Annotated in this window: 16 protein-coding genes and 1 tRNA gene; 8 read left to right on the forward strand and 9 right to left on the reverse strand. The window is 64.7% G+C overall.

Features of this window, described 5'->3' with window-relative positions; translation table 11 throughout:
• Positions 1 to 32 precede the first annotated feature (32 nt).
• Positions 33 to 899: a glycosyltransferase gene (locus tag ACZ0BA_RS15030; RefSeq protein ID WP_463452029.1), complete on the forward strand. Its 867-nt coding sequence runs from the start codon at positions 33 to 35 to the stop codon at positions 897 to 899.
• Between the two features lie 103 nt (positions 900 to 1,002).
• On the opposite strand, the gene xrtB is transcribed toward ACZ0BA_RS15030, so the two are convergent.
• The 8 genes from xrtB to ACZ0BA_RS15070 form a co-directional block, all read right to left on the reverse strand.
• Positions 1,003 to 2,625 (reverse strand): exosortase B, encoded by a 1,623-nt coding sequence (gene xrtB, locus ACZ0BA_RS15035; RefSeq protein ID WP_463452030.1) that lies wholly within the window; start codon positions 2,623 to 2,625, stop codon positions 1,003 to 1,005.
• 21 nt (positions 2,626 to 2,646) lie between these two features.
• A complete protein-coding gene (gene epsG / locus ACZ0BA_RS15040) occupies positions 2,647 to 3,546 on the reverse strand; it encodes a chain length determinant protein tyrosine kinase EpsG (protein ID WP_463452031.1) in 900 nt (299 codons plus the stop codon).
• A gap of 43 nt (positions 3,547 to 3,589) precedes the next feature.
• A complete protein-coding gene (epsF, locus tag ACZ0BA_RS15045; protein WP_463452032.1) occupies positions 3,590 to 4,999 on the reverse strand; it encodes a chain length determinant protein EpsF in 1,410 nt (469 codons plus the stop codon).
• Positions 5,000 to 5,060: 61 nt separating this feature from the next.
• A complete protein-coding gene (gene epsE, locus ACZ0BA_RS15050; protein ID WP_463452033.1) occupies positions 5,061 to 5,849 on the reverse strand; it encodes a polysaccharide export protein EpsE in 789 nt (262 codons plus the stop codon).
• Between the two features lie 56 nt (positions 5,850 to 5,905).
• Positions 5,906 to 6,880 (reverse strand): EpsD family peptidyl-prolyl cis-trans isomerase, encoded by a 975-nt coding sequence (locus ACZ0BA_RS15055; RefSeq protein ID WP_463452034.1) that lies wholly within the window; start codon positions 6,878 to 6,880, stop codon positions 5,906 to 5,908.
• 189 nt (positions 6,881 to 7,069) lie between these two features.
• Positions 7,070 to 8,449 (reverse strand): undecaprenyl-phosphate glucose phosphotransferase, encoded by a 1,380-nt coding sequence (locus ACZ0BA_RS15060; protein ID WP_463452035.1) that lies wholly within the window; start codon positions 8,447 to 8,449, stop codon positions 7,070 to 7,072.
• A gap of 5 nt (positions 8,450 to 8,454) precedes the next feature.
• Positions 8,455 to 9,672 (reverse strand): XrtB/PEP-CTERM-associated polysaccharide biosynthesis outer membrane protein EpsL, encoded by a 1,218-nt coding sequence (gene epsL / locus ACZ0BA_RS15065; RefSeq protein ID WP_463452036.1) that lies wholly within the window; start codon positions 9,670 to 9,672, stop codon positions 8,455 to 8,457.
• 307 nt (positions 9,673 to 9,979) lie between these two features.
• Positions 9,980 to 11,884, reverse strand: coding sequence for an ATP-binding cassette domain-containing protein (locus ACZ0BA_RS15070; RefSeq protein WP_463452037.1), 1,905 nt, complete (start codon positions 11,882 to 11,884; stop codon positions 9,980 to 9,982).
• 256 nt (positions 11,885 to 12,140) lie between these two features.
• Here ACZ0BA_RS15070 and ACZ0BA_RS15075 point away from each other — a divergent pair, with 256 nt between their 5' ends.
• From ACZ0BA_RS15075 to ACZ0BA_RS15085, 3 genes are all read left to right on the forward strand, one after another.
• The gene (locus tag ACZ0BA_RS15075) at positions 12,141 to 13,307 is read left to right on the forward strand and encodes an acyltransferase family protein (protein ID WP_463452038.1); all 1,167 of its coding nucleotides are present in this window, start codon (positions 12,141 to 12,143) and stop codon (positions 13,305 to 13,307) included.
• 134 nt (positions 13,308 to 13,441) lie between these two features.
• Positions 13,442 to 14,608: an acyltransferase family protein gene (locus tag ACZ0BA_RS15080; protein WP_463452039.1), complete on the forward strand. Its 1,167-nt coding sequence runs from the start codon at positions 13,442 to 13,444 to the stop codon at positions 14,606 to 14,608.
• Between the two features lie 159 nt (positions 14,609 to 14,767).
• Positions 14,768 to 15,934, forward strand: a complete 1,167-nt coding sequence (locus ACZ0BA_RS15085; RefSeq protein WP_463452040.1) for an acyltransferase family protein — start codon at positions 14,768 to 14,770, stop codon at positions 15,932 to 15,934.
• Between the two features lie 25 nt (positions 15,935 to 15,959).
• Here the strand turns inward: ACZ0BA_RS15085 and ACZ0BA_RS15090 are convergent, their stop codons facing one another.
• Positions 15,960 to 16,682 (reverse strand): WecB/TagA/CpsF family glycosyltransferase, encoded by a 723-nt coding sequence (locus tag ACZ0BA_RS15090; RefSeq protein ID WP_463452041.1) that lies wholly within the window; start codon positions 16,680 to 16,682, stop codon positions 15,960 to 15,962.
• Between the two features lie 147 nt (positions 16,683 to 16,829).
• Here ACZ0BA_RS15090 and ACZ0BA_RS15095 point away from each other — a divergent pair.
• The 4 genes from ACZ0BA_RS15095 (at position 16,830) to ACZ0BA_RS15110 (ending at position 20,261) form a co-directional block, all read left to right on the forward strand.
• Positions 16,830 to 16,904 (forward strand) — tRNA-Arg (locus tag ACZ0BA_RS15095).
• 421 nt (positions 16,905 to 17,325) lie between these two features.
• Positions 17,326 to 18,282, forward strand: coding sequence for a glycosyltransferase family 2 protein (locus tag ACZ0BA_RS15100; RefSeq protein WP_463452042.1), 957 nt, complete (start codon positions 17,326 to 17,328; stop codon positions 18,280 to 18,282).
• A 4-nt stretch (positions 18,283 to 18,286) separates the two neighbouring features.
• A complete protein-coding gene (locus ACZ0BA_RS15105; protein ID WP_463452043.1) occupies positions 18,287 to 18,703 on the forward strand; it encodes a GtrA family protein in 417 nt (138 codons plus the stop codon).
• 4 nt (positions 18,704 to 18,707) lie between these two features.
• Positions 18,708 to 20,261 (forward strand): hypothetical protein, encoded by a 1,554-nt coding sequence (locus ACZ0BA_RS15110; protein WP_463452044.1) that lies wholly within the window; start codon positions 18,708 to 18,710, stop codon positions 20,259 to 20,261.
• The last annotated feature ends 150 nt before the right edge of the window (positions 20,262 to 20,411 follow it).

Consider the following 20,411-nt stretch of genomic DNA (forward strand, 5'->3'; position numbering starts at 1 on the left):
GTATTGTTTCTTTCTTCTACGGAGTTCGTCCCATGGGCACACTCGTTACGATCTACATCCCCACCAAGAACCGCGAGGCGCTGCTGCGCCGCGCGGTGCAGTCGGTGCTCGGCCAGACCCACGCCGACGTCGAACTGATCATCGTTTCGGACGGCGCCACCGACGGCACCTGCGATTACGTGCGCAGCCTGCAAGGCGTCCACAACGTCAAGCTGATCCACAACGACACGTCGGTCGGCGCCTGCGCCGCGCGCAACCAGGCGCTCGACATCGCCCAGGGCGAGTTCATCACGGGGCTCGATGACGACGACATGTTCCTGCCGCACCGCCTCGAACGCTTCCTGACAGCCTGGCGCGCACGCGAGCGGACCGGCGAGCGCTTCTCGTGCCTGTTCGACCGCCGCATTGTCGACCAGGGCGGCGCGGTGACGCTGGCCAATGCCGCGCCGGTGGCCGACTACGACGCCATGCTGGGCGAAAACCTCATGGGTAACCAGGTGTTTACCACGCCGGCGCGCATGCGCGAGGCCGGCGGCTTCGACGCCGCCATGCCGGCCTGGCAGGACTGGGAGATGTGGGTGCGGCTGGTGCAACACGGCGGGCCGGCCCACAACATCGGCGCCAACAGCTATTTGATGGACGTCTCACACGAGTTCGAGCGCATCACGCTCAAATCGGGGGACAAGATCATCCAGGCGGCACGCTTGTTTTACGCCAAACATGGCAAGGGCGGTCGCGCCCTGCCCGGCCTGCTCAATTCGCTGGGCGCGTATCCGCAGATCCGCCTCAGCCTGGGCGACCTGCTTGTCATGGCGGGCCATCCGGCCACCCGCCGCCACGCGTTGCGGCAGCTGCGCCGGCGCCAGTTCAAGCCGACCATGGCCGGCACGCTGGCCTGAAGCGCGCCGCCGCGCCCACCGTCCGCCCAATAAAAAGCGGCCCCCGAGGGGGCCGCTTTTTTCATCCGGCATCTTGCATCGGGCACCCCGACGACGCCGCGTTTCAGCGCGCCACCAGCGCGTGGCCGCGCGGATCGTTGGCCGCCACCAGCTGGCGCAGGAAGTCCTGCTGCACCGCGTACGCGGCCTTGGTCTCGCTCTGGTCGCGCACCAGCGTCGACGCGCGCACCAGGATGCCGTCGGCGACCTTGCCCGCCAGACCGTCGCGGAAGATCTTCATGCGCATGTCGAAGCCGCCCTGCGGATAGGCGTCGCTGATGCGGGTCCAGTAGGTCACCGCCTCGAGCCGGTTTTGGCTGGACGCGATCATGTGCTTGCCCGGCAGCGTGCCGGCCGGCGTCACCGCCAACGTGGCGGGGTTCAAGGCGATCACCTTGTAGCCCTGGGCCGGATAGCAAATCTCGGGCAGGTGCAGCTTGACGTCCTGGCGCTGTTCCTTGGCATAGGCCAGCGCCAACATCACCTGCACGCCGTCGCGGTTGACATAGGTGCGCATCAGCACGTCGTCGTAAGGCTGCTCCAGGTTGCGGCCGCCGTCGTCGGCGGTCGACAGCTCGGCCTGGGCACTGGCGTTGGGCACCTCGGTCCAGTCGCCGAAGCGGGTCGGCACGCTGGTCGCCAGCGTGGTGCCGCCGGCCACCGACTCCAGGGTCGGCGTGAGCGCATGCGCCAGCGCGACGGTGCCGACCATGGCCACCAACATCGCCAGCGCCGGGCGCAACGCCACGTGGGTCAGCTGGCGCCAGGCGCCGGCGGCCACCGCCGGCAGTTGCAGGCCGGCTTGCTCGTCGTCGTCGCGTTTGGCGCGGTTGCGCACCAGCCAGCTCAGCGCGCTGTCGACGCTGATGATCAGCAGCAAGGCCGACAGGAACAACACCAGGCCGGAGAAGCCGTGCAGGAAACCCTGGCCGGCGGCGTCGCCCAAGTGGTAGGTGATCAGCGACAGGAACATGATGCGCAAGGTGTTGGCGGTAAACGAGATCGGTACGATCAGGATCGCCAGCACGACGTTGCGCACCACCGACGGGTGGCGCACCAGGTTCATGTACAGCAGTCCCAGCGCCTCGAGCGTAAACAGCGAATTCAGGCCGGCGCAGGCGTCGGCCACCAGCAGCTGGTACTGGCCGATGGTGAGGATCACGCCGCTGCGGGCGATCGGGTAGCCGAACCAGTACAGCAGGTGCTCGGTGGCGTACGACACGCCGATTTTCATCGGCAAGGTGATGACGTCGACGATCGAGGCCGGCAGCGGAATCATGAACAGCATGAAGAAGAAGGCGAACCACATGCGCGACCAGGTGCGCACGCCGTAGAAGGCGATCAGCACACCGCTGAGCACGGGCAGCAGCGAGCCGACTTCAAGCAGCAGCACGCCCTGCGAGCGGCCCAGCACGTACGACACCAGGCCCAGCGCCAGCGCGGCGGCGCCGGCCAGCGGCGCCGGGCGGCGCTCGAAGCGCTCCTGCGACAGCAGCTGGCGCATGCGGAAATACAGGAAGCCGAAGGCGACGGCCATGACGATCGGCCCGTGGGCGTTGCGGTCAGAGCTCCAGGCGCCGTGGAACAGGTCCCAGAACGTCGGCAGGTAGATCACGCCCAGCCCGACCAGCAGCAGTATCGACGGCGCCAGGGCGGCGCGCGGCGCGCGGACGGGTTGGGTGAGCATGGTGTCCATCGCGGTGGCCGGTTAGAAGTTGTTGAGGACGGTGCCGACGACGTGCACGCGGGCCTCGCCCAGCGCGCCGATCAGGTCGTGCACGTGGTTGACGTGCGACGCGTCCTGGCGGGTCACCACGACGGCGGCGCCGGCGCGGCCGGCCACCATCTGCGCGTCCGAGCATTCGCTGCCGGCCGGGGTGTCGATCAGGATCACGTCGTACTGCGGCGCCAGTTCGCGCAGCAGCTTGCCCAGCGCCGGACGGCCCAGCAGCTCGGACGGATTCGGCGGCGGCGCGCCGGCGGTCAGCACCGACAGGTCCAGCAGCGCCGGCACCCGTTGCACGGCTTCGACGCCGTTGCGGTCCGACAGCACCGACGACAGCCCGACCCGGTTCTCCAGGCCGAACAGCGCGTGCTGGCTCGGGTGGCGCAGATCGGCGTCGATCAGCAGCGTGCGCTGGCCTTGTTGCGAGAACACCACCGCCAGGTTGGCGGCCAGGAAGCTGCGGCCGTCGCCGCGCTCGGCGCCGGTGATGGCCAGCGCGCGGCGCTCTTCGCCGGTTTCGAACCAGCGCCACATCAGCTGGTTGCGCAGCGCGCGCAGCGATTCGACGCGGGCGGTGAACGGCTCGTAGGCGGCCACCACCGATTCGCTGATGGCGCTCTCGCCGCGCAGCAGATACGGGTAGTCGTACTGGCGCGACAGCGCGAACTCGATGTCGGCGGTGCTGAGCACGCCCAGCGCCAGCGCGGCGTCGCCGAAGCGCACGTTGTGCTCGACCTGGTGGCGCATGACTTTTTCAGCGTCGGCCACCGACAGGCGTCCTTGTTTGATCAGGATCGCGCCGATCGAGCGGTCCGGCACGCTGGCCTGCGGCTTGTCGCGCAACTCCGGCGCCGGATAGGATGGAACGGTATTCGAATTCATGTTGATGCTCCGTGTAAGTCGGTGTGCCCGGTGGCGGGTCGGGTCATTGCTGCAGCTGCACCATCGGCGCTGCCGCACGCTTGCGCAGCACGCGCTTGGCCGCGCGCGGCGTGGCGATCACGCCCAGCACCGGCAGGCCGAAGGCGTCGGCCATGTGGGACGCCGAGCGCACGCGCTGGTCGAGCAGCTCGAGCAGCAGCACGGCGCCGCCGCCGAGGATGCTGCCGATCACCAGCGACAGCGCGATGTTGAGCAGCAGGCGCGGCGAGGACGGCGAAGTCGGCGTGTTAGCGGTCGACAGCACGGCGATGTCGGACTGCTTGGACTGGCCTTCAAGGTTGGTGGCGTTATAGCGCTGCATGGCCGATTCGTACGAGCGGCGGGCGTTGTCGGCCTCGTTGCTGAGCACGACGAACTCGTCGCGCGCGCCGTTCATCTCCAGCACGCGCGCTTTTTGCGCGGCCAGCGCGGCGCGCAGTTCGCCCTCGCGCTGCTTGAAGATGGTGTTGGTGCCGGCCACGCCGCTCGAGGCGATGCGGATTTGCTCGTTCAGGGTGGCGCGCAACTTGTCGACCTCGGACTTGGCCGAGATGTATTGCGGGTGGTTCGGCGCCAGGCGCGCCGAGGTGTCGGCCAGCTTGGCCTCGGCCATCGCCAGGCTCGACTTCAGGCCCTGGATCAGACCGTTATTCAGCACGTCCGGGGAGCCCTCGGCGTTGCCGGTGGCCTGGCGCGAACGCGATTGCGCCTCCATCGACTGGCCCTGGGCCTGCACCAGTTGGCTCGACAGTTCGTTCAGGCGCGCCATCTCGACGTCGACGCGGGTGTCGGCGTTGTAGATGTTGTTATCCTTCTGGTACTTCGACAGACGGCTCTGGGCCACCTCGTACTGCTCGCGCAGCAATTTGATCTGGGTGTTGATGAAGCCGGAGGCCTGCTGCGCCGGGTCGGTCTTCAACTGCACGCTGAACTGCATGTAAGCTTCGGCGAAGGCGTTGGCCACGGCCGCGACGAACTTCGGATCGGCGCCCTGGAAGTTAATCGTCAGCACGCTCGAGTCGCGCGACGGTTCGATGTCGACCTTGGCCAGCAACAGGTTGGCCAGCCATTCCTTGATGGTGATGTCGTTGTTGCCCTTGACCGAGTCGGCGAACTGCTGCTGCACGGCCGGGCTGTCGGCCAGGCGCAGGTTGTCGACCACTTTGAGGGCGACGCTCTTGCTGCGGATGATGTCGGCCTGGGTCACAACGTAGCCGGCCATCATCTGCACCGGCAGGCTCACGCCGGTGACGGGGTCGACGCCCTTGGTGTTGAGCACCAGCGCGGTGCTTGCTTTGTAGACCTTGGGCAGCAGCATGCTGATGGCGACGGTGGCGGCTACCGCTACCGCCACGATGATCAGCACGATCTTGTAGCGGGCGCGCAGCGCCAGGAGCAAATGGGTTAGATTCATGGTTGTCTTCTCAAAATGGTCGATCGATGATCACGCGCCCGCCTCAGCGGCGGGCCCGCCGTCAGAACAGGCTCTCGCGCACGTACAGCACGTCGTCGTTCTGCACCAGATCGTCGTACTTGGCTTCGAGGATCTGCAGCTTGCCTTCGGCGTCGCGGCGCTTGATGCGCAGGCCGCGTTCGGTGCCGCGCGGGGTCAGGCCGCCGCCGGAGGCCAGCGCCTGCAGTACCGTCATCGAGCGTTCGATGCGGAACATGCCCGGACGCTGCACTTCGCCGTAGATATAGAAGCGCGGTGCGCGCTCGACGTAGACGACGTCGTTGCCGCTGAGGTCGAGGTCGGACTTCATGTTGCTGGTGCGAACCAGCTCGGCGACGTCGATGACGTCCTTGGTGGTGGTGCCGTTGCGGGTGCGCAGCACGGTGACGGTGTCGCCGCCGTCGGCGCTGACGCCGCCGGCCAGCGCCAGCACGTCGAGCACGCTACGGCTGCCGTCCAGCGGATAGCGGCCCGGGCGGCCTACCTGCCCCAGCACCGATACCTGCTGGCTTTGCAGCAAGGTGACAATCATGTTGACCTGCGGGTTCTTGACGAAGCCGCCCGACACCAGCAGCTGGGCCAGTTTCTTCTCGGCGGCGGCCGTCGGCAGGCCCGACACGGCGACCTGGCCGACCAGCGGGAAGGTGATGAAGCCGGACGCGCTCACGCGCGTCTCGGTGGTCAGGTCGGGGTTGTTGTAGACCGAGATCTTGACCACGTCGCCGGGCCCGAGCAGCAGCTCGGCGGCGCCGGCCGTGCCCAAGGTCAGCGCCAGCAGCGACGCCATCATCCAAAATACGATTCGTTTCATAATATGTTCTCCGTGAAATGCGGTGTATCGGTGCGCGGCCCTGGCGGGCCGCCGCGTTATTTCAGTCCTGCCACGCCGCGGGCGTTGGCGTCGTCGTGGCCGGGCGTGCCCGGGGCGGCGGCCGGCGCGACGGGCGCGGCCGGCGTCGCGCCAGGGGTGCCAGGCGCGGCAGGCTCGTCGGCCTTGTTGGTGTACTCGATCTTGGTGGCCGCGCGCAGGCGCGCCAGTTCGGCCGCAGCCGCTTCCTTGCCGCGGGTGTTCATCAGGTATTGCTCGATCTGCGGCGTCGACGCGGCCAGATCGACCGGCGTGTCGCGCACGTCGGTGATGGTCACCACGGTGCTGCGCTCACCCTCGCGGATGATGAACAGCTGGCCCTTGGGCAGCGACAACAGCTTGTCGCCCAGCGCCGGCGCCAGGTCGGCGTAGCTGCGCGAGATCTGGTTGCGCGCGTACTTGACGTTGTAGCGGTCGAGCAAGGCGGCCACGTCCTCGAGCGACTTGGCGGCGTCGATGTCCTTCTTGAGGGCGTCGGTCAGGTCGGCCGTCGGCAGCACCAGCTGGCGCATGTCGATCGTCTTACGCTGGGAGAACAGCGCCGGATGCTTGTCGAAGTAGTCCTTGACCTCGTCCTTGGTCGGCTTGGCCGGCGTGCCGACCTTTTTTTGCAGATAGGCCTGGGCCAGGATCAGCGACTTGGCGCGCTCGATCGCCTGCACCACCTTGGGGTCGCGGTCGGTCTTGTCCTTGACGGCCTCGTTGATGAGCAGCTGGCGGTCGACCAGCGACGCCAGGATCTGCGGACGGGCCTGCTGTTGCTGGGCGCCCGGCACGCCCGAGCGCGCCAGTTCCTCGTTCAGTTGCAGCGCGGTGATTTCCTCGCTGCCGACCTTGACCAGCGCCTGGCCGGATTTGGTGTCGCTTTTGCCGCAGGCGGCCAAGCCGGCCACCAGCAGCAGCGCCAACGCGCCGCCGCCGACGCGGCGCAGACCGTGGCGTCGCGCGACGCCGTCAAATTGTGTATGGTTCAAGATAGTCTTCCTCAGTCACTTGTGGCGGCGGTCATCGGCTGCGACCGGCGTGGGGGCAAAGTATGCGTTCCGCTCAAACGATTGTCAATATTATAAAGGCTATGCATTAAATGCAACCTCCAACCCGGATTGTGGCACAAATATCGCAATGCAGCATTTCTATTCGTCGCTCCTGTCGATGGGGCCCGGTCAATGGGCGTTTTCGCGCTTGGCCACCACCAGCACGGTGCGCACGATTATCCACAAATCGAGCCACAGCGACCAGTTGCGCAGGTAGTCCAGATCGTACTCGATGCGCGCTTCCATCTTGTCGAGCGTCTCGGTCTCGCCGCGCAGCCCGTTGACCTGGGCCCAGCCGGTGATGCCGGGCTTGACCTTGTGGCGCAACATGTAGCCCTTGATCAGCTTGCGATACTGTTCGTTGTGCGCCACCGCGTGCGGGCGCGGCCCGACGATGCTCATGCGCCCCTGAAGCACGTTGAGGAACTGCGGCAGCTCGTCGAGCGAGCTGCGGCGCAGGAAGCCGCCCACCCGCGTGATGCGGCTGTCGCCCTTCTTGGCCTGCACCACCTTGTCGCCGTTCTCGGTGACGGTCATCGAGCGGAACTTGTAGACGATGATCTCCTCGCCGTTGAGGCCGTAGCGCCGCTGCGGGAAGATGACCGGTCCGGGCGACGTCGCCTTGATGGCCACGGCGATCACCAGCATCACCGGGATCAGCAGGATCTGGATCGCCAGCGCCAGCACGATGTCGCTGCAGCGCTTGATGATGCTGTTGACGCCCGTGAACGGCGACTCGCGGATGCCGATCACCGGCATGCCGCCGACGCTGCCGAAGCGCGCCTGCATCAGGTCGAACACGTAGATGTCGGGCAGGAAGTAGACCGACGCGGTGGTGTCCTCGAGCTCGTCGAGCAGCTTGCGGATGCGCGGCTGGGCCGAGATCGGCTGGCTGATGAAGATCATCTTGATCTGGTGCTGGCGCACATAGGCGGCGATGTCGGCCATGTTGCCCAGCATCGGATGGACCACGCCCTCGACCCGGCGCTCCGGGCCGCGGTCGTCGAAGTAGCCGTGCACGTTCATCAGCAGGTTGGGCAGGCGGCCGATGGTGGCGGCGAACTTGACGCTGACATCGTTGGCGCCGACGATCACCACCGAGCTCAGTTGCCCGCGGCGCGGGTCGGCGCCGAGCCGGTGCGCGGCCAGGTGGCACAGCAGCATGGCCACCGGCGTGGCCACCATCCACACCAGCACCACGGTGCGGTCGTAGTGCGGCACCATGCCGCTGGCATAGCCGATCAGGGTCAGCAGCACCACCGTCAACAGCCAGCCCAGCACCAGGTCGCGCGCGGCGGCCCAGCGCCCGCCGGTGTGCCAGCTGCGGTACGGATCGATGTATTTATAGACCGACGAGGCGACGAAGAAGGCGATGATCGTCAGCACCAGCGAATAGCCGGTGAAGCTGGCGCCGAGCAGGACCGTGCACAAATACAACATCCCCATGATGATCAGGGGATCGACGACACGCTCGAAAAAGGTGATCAGGGGACTTTCGTTGACCGTCATGACGCTTAGAACTTCACGGTGGCGTTAAAAGAGACGCCCTTGGCGCGGAAGCTCGAAGTGCCGGCCGCCGTGCTGCCGTCGCGCCGGGTGGTAAAACCGTTCAGCGACAGGCCCACCTGGCGCCAGGCCTGGTAGGTGACGCCGACCGATGCGGTGCGGGCGTTGTCGGTGAGCCCGCCCAGGCCGGTGACGCCACTGAGTGGCTCGAAATCGCGCTTTTCGTATTTGAGGTTGGCGGTGTAGACCAGCTTGGCCGTCGGCGCCCAGCTGGCCCCGGCACTGGCGCCCGTGCTTAGCGCGCTGTTGACAAAGGTGCCCTCGGCGGCGCCGAATTCGCGCCACAGCATGGCGTTGAACTGGGTGTGGCCCAGTGGCGTCCAGTTGACGATCAGGCGGCCGTTGGCGCCGCTGTCGTCGCGCCGGGTGCCGGTGTTGTGGCGCCGCTGGACCCAGCCGCCCAGGAAGGTGACCTGGGTCACGCCGCTGGCGAGCCAGTTGACGTTGAACTTGACCTCGTCCTGCTTGTAACCGTTGTCGAAGGGCACGCCGGTAGCCGGATTGACGCCCTGGCTGGTGTAGTCGCCCTCGAGCTGGCGGAACACCAGCCCGAACGTGCTGCCGCTGCTGGCGATGTAATCGAAGCCGGTCTCGGCCGTCTTTTCGGTACGGTTGTTGTAGCTTTGCGACGGCAGGTCGAAGCCGAAGCGCTCGTTGACGTAACCTGCATGGACCTGCCACGACGGATGGAAACGGTAATTACCGTCGACATAACGCTTGTTGTCCGTGCGGATGTTGCGCGCGGCGCTCTGGAAGTCGGCGAACGAGGCCAGCGATTCGCTGTATGTGGCGCCGATGTGACCGTTCAACTGGTTGCCGAGCTGCCACTTCCACTCGCCGGCTGCGTCCTTGCCCGTATAGTCGAGCTCATCGTTCTTATCGAACGCGACCTTGCTGGCGCGCGCCGAGGCGGTGATCAGCTGGCGTCCGATAGGACGCTCGAGGCTCACGCCGGCCACCAGGGTCGTGTAGGTGTCGGATTCGGCCGCGCCGGAATTGCGGGTGTTGTCACGCCGCAGCAAATTATCGTCGTACGAGTAGCCGGCCGACACATAGGGATGAATGGTATCGCTGATCTGGGCCCGCGCCGCAGGGGCGAACAGGCCGCTGATAATCAACGGCAATGCGATGAGTTTCCCGGCGCCGGGCGCGCGCCTTACGCCCACAGTGCCGTCCGCGCCGTCAGGGGAAACAACCAGGATGTTCTTTTATGCGATCTCAACATTTTTTGCTCTTAGTCCTAGAGAGTGGACGCCTCGCGGCGCACCGTGGAATACCCCGTGAAACAGCCCCGTCCGACAGGCGCCAGAAGCCGAGCCGTGACGGCAACGCTGAATCATATCACCGTGACAACAAGACTTCCACACATTACATTTTCAGCAGCGCCGCAGGCGTAACGGCGCCGTAAAATTATATTTGAAGCAACCCGGAGTGTCTATACCGCACCGCAACATTTTTGCGTTGTCACGGGCATCAGCGCTGACGCGCCTCAATCTCTTCCCACTTTTCCAACGCGGCCAGCAGTTCGGCCTCGATTTGCTCGACGCGGGCGTTGACCCGCTTGGCCTCGGCCGCCTGCTTCTTGTAGAAATCCGGGTCCGACAGCTGCAGCGCCAGCGCGCTTTGCTCGTCCTCGAGCGCGGCGATCAGCTTGGGCAGTTCGTCGAGCTCGCGCTGCTCCTTGAAGCTGAGCTTTTTGGCCTTGCCCGCCGGCGCCGCCATGGTCGAGACTGGCTCGGCGGCCTTCACCGCCGCCGGCCTTGCCTTGGGAGCGGCCGCCACGGTGTCGCGCACGCGCTCCCAGTCGCTATAGCCGCCGACGAACTCGCGCCACTGGCCCTGCCCTTCGGCAACGATGACCTGGGTGACGACGTTGTCGAGGAAGGTGCGGTCGTGGCTGACCAGGAACACGGTGCCCGTGTATTCCTCGAGCAACTCCTCCAGCAGCTCCAGCGTGTCGATGTCCAGATCGTTGGTCGGCTCGTCGAGCACCAGGCAGTTGGCCGGCTTGGCGAACAGGCGCGCCAGCAACAGGCGGTTGCGCTCGCCGCCCGACAGCGACTTGACCGGCGAACGCGAGCGCTCGGGCGAGAACAGGAAGTCGTTCAGATAGCTCATCGAGTGCTTGCGCTGGCCGTTGACCTCGACCCAGTCGCTGCCCGGCGAAATGGTCTCGATCAGGCTGGCCTCCTCGTTGAGCTGGGTGCGCATCTGGTCGAAGTACGCCACCTGCAGCTTGGTGCCCAGGCGGGCGGTGCCGTTGTCCGGCGCCAGTTCGCCCAGGATCATTTTGAGCATGGTCGTCTTGCCGGCGCCGTTGGCGCCGATCAGGCCGACCTTGTCGCCGCGCAGGATGGTGCCGGTGAAGTTGTCGACGATCACGCGGTCGCCGAAGCGCTTGCTGATGTTTTCCAGCTCGGCGACGATCTTGCCCGAGCGCTCGCTCGAGCCGACCTCCAGCTTGACCTGGCCCTGCTGGTCGCGGCGTGCCGAGCGCTGCAGGCGCAGCGCCTCGAGACGGCGCACGCGGCCCTCGTCACGCACGCGGCGCGCCTTGACACCCTTGCGTATCCACACTTCCTCCTGCGCCAGGAACTTGTCGAACTTGGCGTTCTCGACTTCCTCGTTCTCCAGCTGCTCGGCCTTGCGGCTCTGGTAGGTGGTGAAATTGCCCGGGTACGACAGCAGGCGGCCACGGTCGAGCTCGATGATGCGGGTAGCGACGTTGTCAAGGAAGGAACGATCGTGGGTGATGAACAGCACCGAGCCCTTGAAGTCGCGCAGCAGGCCCTCGAGCCACAGGATGGAGCTGAAGTCCAGGTGGTTGGTCGGTTCGTCGAGCAGCAGCACGTCCGGCGCCGACACCAGCGCGCGTGCCAGCGCCACGCGCTTTTGCATCCCGCCCGACAGTGTTTTCATCAGCATGTCGCCGGTCAGGTTCAGTTTGTCGAGCACGGTTTCGACCTTGTTCGACAGGTTCCACGCGTCGCCGGCATCGAGCTTGACCTGGATGTCATGCATGCGTTCCATGACGGCATCGTCGTTGCCTTGGCCAAACTGGCCGGTCAGCGCGTCGTATTCCTTGAGCAGCGCCGGCAGCTCGCCCATGCCGGCGGCGACGGCGTCGTGCACCGTCATTTCCGGATCGAACACCGGTTCCTGCTCGACATAGGCGATCTGGATGTTTTGTTGCATCACGAGCAAGCCGTCGTCGAGCTTGAAGCGGCCCGAGATCACCTTCAGCAGCGACGACTTGCCGGTGCCGTTGCGGCCGATCAGACCGACGCGCTCGCCGGCCTCCAGAGAAAATTCCGCGTGATCGAGCAGCGCGACGTGTCCGAACGCGAGTTGCGCCGAAGAAAGAGAGATGACAGCCATAGTGAGTATGTGTGTTGACGACGCGCTGCGGGGAGCCCGACGTCGTTGAGATGGAAGAAACGTGCATTGTACCGACTGGAAGGCGCCCGGTGCCAGTTTCCTTTGCGGCCGAACGCGGCGGCGGCCATGCTCCTTATCCCGGCGACCATTGCAAAAAGAGTAAATTCGTTATCAAATAAAAAATGTTGATGTATAATGCTTGAAAGTCACTCCCGCCGCACCTCCCTTCCCGCCCCAACCGAACCAACCCCTGCCCATGACCGTCTCCGCCAGCTCCGCCCCAAAGCAACACCTGCTCGGCCTCGACGTGCTGCGCTTCGCTGCCGCCGCCATGGTGCTGTTTTTCCATTTTTGCTATCTCGCCACCGTCAGTCCGCATGGCTTCATCGGCAACGCCTCGCGGCAGTCGCTCAGCTTCCCCGAAACCGTCGCTTTCAGCCATTTCGGCTGGATCGGCGTGCAGATCTTCTTTGTGATCTCCGGTTTCGTGATCGCTTTCTCGGGCGAAAAAGCGACGCCGTTCGGGTTTTTCGCCAGCCGCGTGGTGCGCCTGGGGCCGGGCGCGTGGATCTGCGCCCCGCTGACGCTGCTCGTCACCGTAGCGCTCGGCTTTGGTTCGGCCAGCGAGATGTTCGGCGGCCTGCGCCATAGCATGGCCTTCCTGCCATGGGGGCCGTGGATCGACGGCTCTTACTGGACGCTGGGCATCGAGGTGGCGTTCTACGCCATGGTGCTAAGCATCATCGGTCTTGGGCAATTCTCGCTGGTGCGACCGCTGGCAATGGCGCTGGGCGTGCTCAGCGCGATGTTCTGGCTGGCCGTGGCCATGGTCGACCCGGCGTCCGCGCTTGGCCACCAACTGGCGATCGCGCGCGAGTCGCGCCTGTTTGCTTTGTTGCTGGTGCACCACGGGATGTTTTTCGCGCTGGGCGTATTCCTGTGGCTCGCACTGGTTAAAGGCAAAGCCCGCGCCAACGTGGGTTGGATCGCCCTGCTGCTGGTGGCCGGCTGCCTGCAGATAGTCGCCGAGAATTCCCGCGTCAACGCCCAGTACCATGTGGACAACAGCGCGCTGGCGCCGTGCGCCACGTGGCTGGCCGCGATGGCGTTCATGGTGTGGTCGGTCCGGGCCAACCATCTGTGGCACCGCTTGCCGGCCGCAGCGCGCGGCGCCATCCGCACCGGAGGCATGATGACGTTCCCGCTATATCTGGTGCACCAGGTTGCAGGTGGCGCCATCATGGCTGCGCTGGCGCTGGGTGGCTGGAACCGCTGGAGCGCCCTGGCGGCGGCCGTGGCCGCTGCGCTGGCGGCCAGCTGGGTGATCGCCCGCCATCTCGAACCGGCGCTGCAGCGCCTGACCAAACAGACCCTGATGATGATGCGCGCGCGCCTCCCCAACGTGGCTGGCGCGGCAAAATAAGTCCGGTCGGCGGCGACCCGACCACGGCCTGGAAATTACAAACCCACAAGCGTGCCAAAATGGCTATAATTGTCAAATGTAAACATTTCCAAGGATAAGTGGGCGCCCGGCGAGGATTGCTCGCCCGATCACCCATGACCGCAAACGCCGCCCCCGCCCCCAAACAACACCTGCTTGGCCTAGACGTGCTGCGCTTCGCCGCCGCCGCGATGGTCCTGTTTTTCCACTTCTGCTACCTGGTCAACGTCAGTCCGCACGGCTACATCGCAAACGCCTCGCAGCACGCGGTCACCTTTCCCGAGCTGTCGCCGTTCAGCTATTTCGGCTGGGTGGGCGTGCAGATCTTCTTTGTGATCTCCGGTTTCGTGATCGCTTTTTCCGGCGAAAAAGCGACGCCATTTGGTTTTTTCGCCAGCCGCGTAGTGCGTCTGGGACCCGGCGCATGGATCTGCGCCCCATTGACACTGCTGGCGACGATCGCGGTCGGCTTTAGTCCGGCCGAGGAGATGTACCGGGGCTTTCGTCATAGCGCCGCATTCCTTCCGTGGGGTCCATGGATCGACGGGTCTTACTGGACGCTGGGCATTGAAGTGGCTTTCTACGCCACTGTATTGGCCATCATCGGCCTGGGCCGCTTCTCCCTGGTGCGCAAGTTGGCGATGGTACTGGGCGCGGTCAGCGCGCTGTTCTGGCTCGCAGTGACCGTCACCGATCCGGCGTCCGCAATCGGCCTCAAGCTGGACGCAGCGCGCGAGTCCCGCCTCGTCGCGCTGCTGCTGGTGCATCACGGCATATTTTTCGCACTCGGCGTGTTCCTTTGGCTAGAACTGGTTAAGCGCCCCGCGAGCGCCAACCGCGTGTGGATCGGCTTGCTGCTGGTGGCCGGCTGCGTGCAGATCGTCGTAGAAAACGCGAACAGCAACGCAGGATTCGGCGTACACCACAGCGCGCTCGCGCCTTGCGCCACCTGGCTGGCGGCGATGGCGTTCATGGTGTGGTCGGTCCGCAATAATTACCTGTGGCACCGTTTGCCGGGCGCCGCGCGCGGCGCAATCCGCACCGCCGGCATGATGACATTCCCCTTATATTTGCTGCATCAGGTGGTCGGCGGCGCGATCATGGGCGCGCTGGTGCTGCGCGGCTGGAACCGCTGGAGCGCCCTGGCGGCGTCCGTGGCGCTGGTGCTGGCGGCCAGCTGGCTGATCGCCCGGCATCTCGAACCACCGTTGCAACGGCTCACGAAACAGGCCCTGCAGTTGGCACGCACCTTCTTTTCGGGTGGCATGCGCATAGCCAAGTGAGTGATTGAGTGAGCGAGTAGGTCGGGTGGCCGGCCGGAGTCGACGGTGGCGCGATTCCTACTGAACACTACCAAGCTGGCGGGATCGATATAATCGGCGACCATCAAGGTCTCCGAGGGAAAAGTGTGCGTCCTTATCAGGTTGCGCGCTATATCGCCGATGAATGCCACCGCCACTCCAGCACCAAAACAACACTTGCTCGGCCTCGACGTGCTGCGCTTCGTCGCCGCCGCCATGGTGCTGTTTTTCCACTTCTGCTACGTCGTTAACGTCAGTCCGCATGGCAACATCGGCAGCGCTTCGCAGCAGGCGGTAACCTTTCCCGAGATGACGCCGTTCAGTAACTTCGGCTGGGTCGGCGTGCAGATATTCTTTGTGATCTCGGGCTTCGTGATCGCCTTCTCCGGCGAAAAAGCAACGCCATTCGGGTTTTTCGCCAGCCGCGTGGTACGTCTGGGTCCCGGCGCATGGATCTGCGCCCCGCTATCGCTGCTGGCGACCATCGCCGTCGGCTTCAGTCCGGCCGAAGAGATGTATCGAGGCTTTCGCCACAGCATGGCGTTCCTCCCTTGGGGCCCGTGGATCGACCTTTCCTACTGGACGCTAGGCATTGAACTGGCGTTCTACGCCACAGTGCTGCTCATAATCAGCCTGGGCCGCTTTTCCCTCGTACGCCCATTGGCCATGGTGCTGGGCGGGGTCAGCGCGCTATTCTGGATCGCGGTGTCCTTGACCGATCCCGCGTCGGCATTCGGCCTCAAGCTGGAAATGGCGCGCGACTCGCGCCTGTTCGCCCTGCTGCTGGTGCACCATGGCATATTCTTCGCGCTCGGCGTGTTTCTTTGGCTAGAGCTGGTCAAGCGCCACGCGCGCGCCAATCTGGCATGGATCGCCGGGCTGCTGGTCGCGGGCTGCCTGCAAATTTTCGCCCACAACGCCAGCGAGAACGCGCTGTTTTTCGTGCACCACACCGCCGTGGCCCCGTGTGCGACCTGGCTGGCGGCGATGGCGTTCATGATCTGGTCGGTGCGGCAAAATCACCTGTGGCACCGCTTGCCGGGCGCGGCGCGCGGCGCCATCCGCACCGCCGGCATGATGACCTTTCCGTTATATTTGCTGCATCAGGTGGTCGGCGGCGCCATCATGGGCGCGCTCGTGCTGGGCGGCTGGAACCGCTGGAGCGCTCTGGCGGCGGCCGTGGTACTGGTGCTGGCGGCCAGCTGGGTCATCGCCCGGCACCTCGAACCGGCGCTGCAACGGCTCACCCGGCGTCTTCTGGAAAGGCTGCGCCGACTGCTGCCGGGCGGTTCGGGCCAGACCGTCTAGGCCGGCGCCAGGCGCGCTAGCGGTACTAGCGGTACTTAAAGCACAGGCGAAGAAACACCAGAATATCCCAGGTATAGCGGCGCAGCAGGCGGCGCGGCTCCAGGCTCAAGCGGTACAGCCACTCCAGGCGCAGCCGCTGAAACAGGCGCGGCGCGCGCGGCTTGTCGCCCGCCCAGAAGTCGAACAGCGCGCCCACACCCATGAAAATGTTCGCCTGCAGCGCAGCACGGTGCTCAACGATCCAACGCTCCTGGATCGGATTGCCCATCGCCACCAGTACCACCTGGGCGCCACTGGCGTTGATACGCTCGATCAGTCCGGCCTGGCGCATGCCATCGTAACCGTCGCAAACACCGACGACTTGCTGGCCGAGGTCCCGCCGCACATGCTCGGCCGCACGCGCCAGCACCTCCGGCTTTCCGCCGATCATGAATACTTTTAACGGCGATGGACTCTGCTGGAACAAGAACGGCGTGAAGTCGGTGCCATTCAAATTCTCACTGAATTTCCTACCGTGGAGCAATTTAGCGGCGATATCAAGTCCAACGCCATCATTGACCAACAGCAGCGCCGGATCGCCCGTGTGAGCCAGCAGGAAGCGCCCCTTGACCACCAGGTTGGTGTTAGCAAAAAACAACATAACTTGTTGTTTTGTCTCCACAGCGCGCAGCAGGCGACGCGCTAACTGCGTTTTTGTCGTGCTCTCGACGGGAAACTGGGAGATGGAGATGATGTCTGATTGGTCCATGATGCGTGGGGGCTGGGGCCGACTCGGCCAACCCCGGCACTGTAGCGTGGCGTTTCCAGTTTGCCAAGGGTATTCTGCGCGCCGCCGTCCCGCATCAACCGCACGAGCGGCCCGCCTTGGGCTATAATGCGCTCGCTTCCAGCGCCCCTCCCCGTAGCACAATGGATAGTGCACATGCCTCCTAAGCGTGGGATACTGGTTCGATTCCAGTCGGGGGGACCACCCGGTCCGCACTCTTCCACAGTGGCGCGCCCGCCAAGCCGGGCAGTGTATGATTCACAACTCGGCCTGCCGACTCACCTCGACAGCCACTTCGATTCCGCCTGGCTGATGCCGTGGGACGCGAGCCTGCTCGCCTTCCATGGCCGCCCTGCGGCGGTGGCATGTCAATTGAGCAGGCCGACGCGTTTGCCGTCGAAAAGATTTCCAAAAGACAATCTAATGCACCTGAGCATTCTTCCCCGTCGCTTGCGGCTGGTCGGACGTGCCATATTTCATCGCGAAAGTTGCTGTTTGATTTTCCTTTGACAACCTTTTTGTGCAGCGCAGCGTTATACTAGCGGCATTAGGATAAAGTCAACGCGGCGTCGTCGCCCGCAACGCTATATCCGTTGCCCCCGTTCATTTTGAAGGATTGCCAGCAATGACATTCGAACAAAAAAATTTGTCAGATATTTCCGTCGCCATTTTAGTCCCCTGCTACAACGAAGCGACCACTGTGGCCAAAGTGGTTGCCGATTTCAAACTGGCACTGCCGCACGCCACCGTTTACGTCTACGACAACAATTCAAAAGATAACACCAGCGCCATCGCGCTGGCCGCCGGCGCGGTCGTGATGCACGAGCCGCTGCAAGGCAAGGGCAACGTGGTGCGCCGCATGTTCTCCGACATCAGCGCCGACGTCTATGTGATGGTCGACGGCGACGATACCTACGACGCTTCCGTGGCGCCGGCGATGGTGCAGCGTCTCGTCGAGGGGCAACTCGATTGCATCAACGCGGTGCGCCATTCGACCGCGATCGAAGCCTATCGCCAGGGCCACGAGTTCGGCAACTGGATGCTGACCACGATCGTCGCCAAGCTGTTCGGCCGCGCTACGCGCGACATGCTGACCGGCTACCGCGTGTTCTCGCACAAATTCGTCAAATCGTTCCCGGTCGTGTCGAAGGGCTTCGAGATCGAAACCGAGCTGACCGTGCATACGCTGGAACTGCGCATGCGCAGCGAAGACTTCGATACCGACTACGGCGCGCGCCCGGAAGGTTCGGTCAGCAAGCTGAGCACCTACAAGGACGGCTTCAAGATCCTGTGGATGATCTTCAAGCTGATCAAACTGGAACGCCCGACCCTGTTCTTCAACACCTTCGGCGCCGTGGCCGTCTTGCTGGCGCTGGCGCTGTTCCTGCCGGTGCTGAGCGACTACCTGCACACGGGCCTGGTGCCGCGCCTGCCGACGGCGATCCTGGCGGCCTTCATCGTCTCGCTCGGGGTGCTGAGCACCGTCTGCGGCTTGATCCTGAGCTCGGTCACGCAAGGACGGCGCGAGGTCAAACAGCTGTCCTTCCTGGCGACCCCGCGCTACTTCACCCGACCGAAGTAAGCCCATGCGCATCGACTCCGCCTTCCTCATCAAATTTCTCCAGTTCGGCTGCATTGGCGGCGTCGTGTTCCTGTTCGACGCCACCTGCTTCTGGCTGCTGATCAAGCTGACCGGCTGGCCGTCGATGGCGCGCGTCATCAGTGTGGCATTGGCGATCACGCTGTCATGGGCGCTGAACCGGGCGCTGACCTTCCGTCACCAGGCCGGCAGCGCGAGCTGGCGCGAGCTGCTTAAGTTCGGCCTGTCTCAACTGCCGGGCGCCTGCATCAACGCGGCGGCCTCAATGCTCGCGTTCACTGCGGTACCAATCACCCAGGACAACGCGTTCTTATCGACCGCCGTCGGCGCCATCGCCGGACTGTTCGCCAACTTCATCATGGCAAATTTCTTTGTTTTCAACAAAAAGAACATTACGCGCTGATACGATGAAAACCCTCAACCCATATAAGCTATTGACGTTTCTGGTCCTGCCGTTTCTGTTGAGCTGGCCGGCCTGGTTCAATGGCCAACCGTTTCTGTTCCAGGACACCACCGCCTACATCAAGGGCGCCGCCAGCGCCGCCAATTTGCTGGTGGAATCCAAAACGGCGCGCAACTGGCTGACCGCCGGCTTGCCGCCGGCCGCATCGACTTCAGCGACGGCTGCAACTGGCGTCGCAGTCCCGGCGCCGTCCGCGCAACTGAGCAGCTCGCCCGATAAAAGCGGCGTCATCTCGGGCCGTTCGATCTACTACGGCATGTTCATGTTCGTCACCGCTTGCCTGCTGGGCTTGCAAGGCGTGCCCCTGCTGCAAGCGCTGCTGGCCACCGCGATGATCACCACCTTCCTACGCCAGCGCTACAGCGTCGACTACCGCACGATTGCAGCGGCGCTGCTGTTGCTGGCCGTGGCCAGCCCGCTGCCGTTTTTCAACAGCATGCTCATGCCGGACGTTTTTGCCGGACTCGGCATCGGCGCAGTCGTCGCCCTGATCATGATGCCGCGCGCCCCCGGCGGCGTGCGCGTGTTCTGGGCCCTGCTTGCGGTGGCCGCCGTGCTGTTCCACACCGCCAACATCATGATCATCCTGGCCACCATCATCACGCTGGTCGTGTTGTGGCTGGTGCTCAACCGCCGCGAGCCGCTGCGCTGGACGGCGGTGGCGCTCGCCGTCGCGCTGGTGGGCGCCGGCTTGGCCGGCGAGGCCGCCTTCAATGCCGGCGTCCGCCACTTCACCAACACCACGCCGATCCGTCCGCCGTTCATGACGGCGCGCCTGCTCGCCGACGGCCCGGGCAACACGTTTGTCCAGACCCAGTGCCCGCAGGCTGGTTTTGAGGTGTGCGCGTACGCCAGGGACTTCACACGAGCGACCTCGGACGATTTCCTGTGGAGCGCGGACGCGCGCATCGGCGTGTTTACGCTGGCATCCAAAGCCTCGCGTACGCGGCTGGGCGAGCAGGACTTCGCTTTCGCCAAAGCCGTCTTCACGCGATATCCGCTGCAGGTGATCGAAAATTCGGCGCGCAACATTGGCGCCCAACTCGGCTATATCGGGCTTGAGGAGTTCGTCTACGTGCCGGGCATGGTGCAAAACTTCGAACCGAAGATCCCGGCGGACGAGCAGGCCGTACTCGAGCACACGCGGGCGGCCAGGGGCGCGTTTGACGTCTCCTACTCCGCGCTGTTGATCCGCATCACCAGCGTGGCGGCGTTGCTGGTGTGCCTGGCGGCGGTGGTCGTGTTGTTCCGGCGGCGCCAGTACCCCGAGCTGACATTGATCTCGATCATGTTGCTCAGCATGCTGATCAATGCCGGCGTCTGCGGCGCCTTGTCGACGCCACACGATCGCTATCAAGGCCGCATCATCTGGATACTGCAGCTGATGGCGATCGTCATCGTCGCAGTGCGCTACAACCACGTCAAACTGCCGGCCGCGCAGGGGCAGGCGGACCGCGCGACAGAGCGGCCGGCGCAACCGTTGTCCGCCGCTGGCTGAGTGTAGTACAGACACCGGGCGCGCATCCATCCCCAGCGCCCGGTTCACACCGCAGGACCAATCCCCGCAACACCATCCCGCCTGGTGTCGTCGATCGCCCGCAGCGAACGACGCGGCAGCGCCTCCCCGAACCCAGACATGTCGATAACT

The sequence above is a fragment of the Duganella sp. AC917 genome, assembly GCF_979258245.1.

Coding starts and splice junctions, on each gene's coding strand:
- ACZ0BA_RS15030 (WP_463452029.1), top strand. CDS start 33: ATGGGCACACTCGTTACGATCTACATCCCCACCAAGAACCGCGAGGCG.
- xrtB (WP_463452030.1), bottom strand. CDS start 2,625: ATGCTCACCCAACCCGTCCGCGCGCCGCGCGCCGCCCTGGCGCCGTCG.
- epsG (WP_463452031.1), bottom strand. CDS start 3,546: ATGAATTCGAATACCGTTCCATCCTATCCGGCGCCGGAGTTGCGCGAC.
- epsF (WP_463452032.1), bottom strand. CDS start 4,999: ATGAATCTAACCCATTTGCTCCTGGCGCTGCGCGCCCGCTACAAGATC.
- epsE (WP_463452033.1), bottom strand. CDS start 5,849: ATGAAACGAATCGTATTTTGGATGATGGCGTCGCTGCTGGCGCTGACC.
- ACZ0BA_RS15060 (WP_463452035.1), bottom strand. CDS start 8,449: ATGACGGTCAACGAAAGTCCCCTGATCACCTTTTTCGAGCGTGTCGTC.
- ACZ0BA_RS15070 (WP_463452037.1), bottom strand. CDS start 11,884: ATGGCTGTCATCTCTCTTTCTTCGGCGCAACTCGCGTTCGGACACGTC.
- ACZ0BA_RS15075 (WP_463452038.1), top strand. CDS start 12,141: ATGACCGTCTCCGCCAGCTCCGCCCCAAAGCAACACCTGCTCGGCCTC.
- ACZ0BA_RS15080 (WP_463452039.1), top strand. CDS start 13,442: ATGACCGCAAACGCCGCCCCCGCCCCCAAACAACACCTGCTTGGCCTA.
- ACZ0BA_RS15085 (WP_463452040.1), top strand. CDS start 14,768: ATGAATGCCACCGCCACTCCAGCACCAAAACAACACTTGCTCGGCCTC.
- ACZ0BA_RS15090 (WP_463452041.1), bottom strand. CDS start 16,682: ATGGACCAATCAGACATCATCTCCATCTCCCAGTTTCCCGTCGAGAGC.
- ACZ0BA_RS15100 (WP_463452042.1), top strand. CDS start 17,326: ATGACATTCGAACAAAAAAATTTGTCAGATATTTCCGTCGCCATTTTA.
- ACZ0BA_RS15105 (WP_463452043.1), top strand. CDS start 18,287: ATGCGCATCGACTCCGCCTTCCTCATCAAATTTCTCCAGTTCGGCTGC.
- ACZ0BA_RS15110 (WP_463452044.1), top strand. CDS start 18,708: ATGAAAACCCTCAACCCATATAAGCTATTGACGTTTCTGGTCCTGCCG.